Source organism: Candidatus Woesearchaeota archaeon (genome assembly GCA_026394965.1).
In the GTDB taxonomy this organism is placed as follows: Archaea; Nanobdellota; Nanobdellia; order Woesearchaeales; family 0-14-0-80-44-23; genus JAPLZQ01.
In genome coordinates this window covers 1-3,020 of sequence record JAPLZQ010000072.1, presented here as the reverse complement: position 1 = coordinate 3,020, position 3,020 = coordinate 1, and the positions used below count along the sequence as shown (strand labels likewise).

Sequence of the window (3,020 nt, the reverse complement as noted above, 5' to 3'; positions counted from 1 at the left end):
TCTTACTCCTTATCTTCATCGCAGTCATTTTCATCATCAGTTTTTAAGAGAAGATCCTGCTCAAGGTCCTTCTTTTCGCTTACAAATTCTACATTTGAGAGAAGCCCGTGCATTGCAAGTTCGCCTGCAGGAATGAATCCGGAATCTGCACCGCAGTATCCTGTCAGATAAGTCCTGTTTTTGCCGAGCATTAGCACAGAATTAAGCATGTTATAAGCAACTCCTATTACGTGCGCGCATTTTACCGGTGTTATCCTTCCGCTTGTGTCAATCCGGTAAATAAAGCTTGGGTTGTGCTGGTTCAATCCCTGAGTTTCTTCCTCTTCATCAATATGAACTGAACCATTGTCTCCATAAAACAGGATTCCATAGTCCTTGTCTTCTTTTATGCATTTTTTTATTAATGCCTTTTTCATATCCTCAAAGCTTTTTGGCTCGCTTGTGATTACTTCAAGATTGCTTATTCTTGGTTCTGGTGCATCGGTTGAGTCAGTTTCTCTCCTGCTGTTTCCGGGATAAACAGGTGCTTTTATGATGTCAGAAAGCTTTGCTGCGCTGCTCCTGTCAGAAAGATAACCTCGGAGTATCCCGTTTTCAACAAGAAGTTTCCTCTGCGTTGGAACTCCTTCATCATCATACCTAAAATTATTCCAGTCCTTTGCTTGCCTGAGAAGAGGGTCATCATATAAGGAGATGAATTCAGGCATTATCTGCTTTCCAAGCTTTGAAATGTCAAATGTTGTCAGGTTATCTTCAAGAACATACTTTGCTGAAAGAAGATGCGCTGCTACTATCTCGTGAAATAGAATGCCTATTCCGAGCGGATCAAATATTGCGTCGAATCTTCCCGCTTCCTGGACAGGGCAGTCAATCCTCTGAATTGTCCTTTTGTAAAGCCTTTCAGAAATTTCACTTAGTTTTTTTTCAGACATTATTTTTTCCAATGTGCTGGTTGAATAGCTATCTGCAAAGTCAAGCTCTCTTCCATCTGAATCCTTAATTTCAAGCCCAACTACAAAAACGGGGCGCCATTCTGCTGACAAAATCACTGTGCCTTCTGATGATACAAACCTGCTTACTCTCTTTTGGAGTTCATATGTGACTGTGGCGGATTTTATCCCGCGTCTTTCTTTTAATTCCTTGCTGTATTTTTCTGCAAGCGCTATTAATTTTTCATCATCAAATTTGGGGAGTTCTGTGCTTGCTATGCTTATAACAGGATTTATCGGAGTCATTTTCTTAAAATCATTTTTCTTCTGAACAGATATCAGAGAATGGGACTGGAAATAGTCCGAAATTGAGTAATTCAGGGATTTTCCAATATTCTCATTTGCAAGAGTCTTCAATTCCCGGATATTGGCTTTTATTGAAGATGCAATCGCTCCAAAATCATACCCTGTCCCGTTAATGTCATCTCCGACTCTTGTTTCATAGCATATCTGGGAAGTCGGGCTTTCCTCGTTGCTATAAAGGGCGCCGTTTGTGGCGCTTATGGTTTTTGTTGTGAAATCGTCATGCGTCAAATAGATGAATTTTGGCGCAAGCTCAATCTGCGAATTTCCCACCTGCCTTGTTAATTTTGCAGACATCCAGTTCGCAACAATTTCCTGCATTGTCTTTATCAGAATATCATCAGAACATTCAGCCAATTTGCAACACCCCCTTCTTTAATTTTTTATAATTGAATTATTGCAATTGTTTTCAATAAAAAAACATCTATTTAAAACTTGCTAATTTTACCATTTTAAAGGAGAAAAAATTTATATATTAGTGGACATTTTTGAAAAGAAATGGAAAATACGTTCATATTTGACCTGGATGACACTTTGATATACACTGAATACCATTACAGGCAGGCTGAGGCAGATGCAATGAAATACATTGTAACCTACCTTAAGGAGTATGCGCTCAGCCTTGTTCAGATATTTGACAAGTTTGAGGAGATAGAACACGAAAACATAAAAAAACTGGGATACAGCATAGAAAGGTTTCCAACTTCTCTTAAGGATACATTCGGCTATTTCTGCAATGAAGCGAAAAAATATTTCAGTGAAGAGAATCTTGATGAAATTGAAAAAATAGGCAGGACTGCCTATGAATGCCCTTATGACCTTATGCCTGATGCAAAGGATATCCTTGACTTTCTCACAATGCAGAATGACACAATGCTTCTTCTCACAAAAGGCGATGAGGAGCATCAGATGAATAAAGTCATAGGAAATGAGCTTTTCAACTGGTTTGACCGCAGCAGCATAACTGTAAGCAAATCTGACAAAACCCCCGAGCTGATAAGAGAGATTCTTGAGGGAAAAAACATGGAGCGGGCTTATTCTGTTGGAAATTACTTCCGTTCAGACATCCTTCCTGCGCTTGGCGCCGGGATACATGGGATTTACATTCCAAGAGGAACCTGGTCCCATGAATGCAATGGAAACACAATGCAGCTCATACGCGATGCAGAGGAGAAGGGCATGCTGAAAACCTTAACTGGCATTCTTGAAATTAGAGACAAGTATGAGGAATTGTTCAAATAAGTTCAAGCCCGTTCTGAATAATAAAAAAAATATTAAAAAAAACTTTACCCATCTGAAAATGCGGATTTTCCGTAAAGGACTATCTTAAGCGCTTCTCCTACTACGAGCACTATTACTGAGAGCCCAAGAACAATTCCCCAGTCAGCAAGCGAAATTGGCACAACCTGAAACATGCTGTTAAGAGGGGTGTATAGCACAGCTGCCTGGAGCGCCACTGAAAACAGCACTGCCGCAACAAGATACTTGTTTGAAAACAATCCCTTCGTGAAAATGGATTTGTTGAGCGACCTGAAATAAAGAACATTGAAAAGCTGCAGCATCACAATTGTTGTGAATGCGATTGTTCTTGCGTATTTCAGGTCAGGCAGGTATCTCCTGAATGCGTAGAGGGTTATTGCCATTACAGAAATGCCTATTATGACCATGACAAAAGCATCCTTGGCATTTATTATGTTTTCTTTCTGGCTTCTTGGCTTCCTTTTCATT

Annotated in this window: 3 protein-coding genes; 1 reads left to right on the top strand and 2 read right to left on the bottom strand. The window is 39.8% G+C overall.

The window, feature by feature from the left end; translation table 11 throughout:
- Positions 1-2: 2 nt before the first annotated feature.
- Positions 3-1,649, bottom strand: coding sequence for a TldD/PmbA family protein (locus NTV63_03015; protein ID MCX6709899.1), 1,647 nt, complete (start codon positions 1,647-1,649; stop codon positions 3-5).
- A gap of 141 nt (positions 1,650-1,790) precedes the next feature.
- Between NTV63_03015 and NTV63_03010 the strand changes: the two genes are divergently transcribed.
- Entirely contained in the window at positions 1,791-2,534 is a 744-nt protein-coding gene (locus NTV63_03010; GenBank protein MCX6709898.1) for an HAD hydrolase-like protein, read from the top strand.
- Between the two features lie 44 nt (positions 2,535-2,578).
- Here the strand turns inward: NTV63_03010 and NTV63_03005 are convergent.
- The coding region (locus tag NTV63_03005) for a cation-translocating P-type ATPase C-terminal domain-containing protein (GenBank protein ID MCX6709897.1) at positions 2,579-3,020 on the bottom strand (442 nt) is incomplete at its 5' end.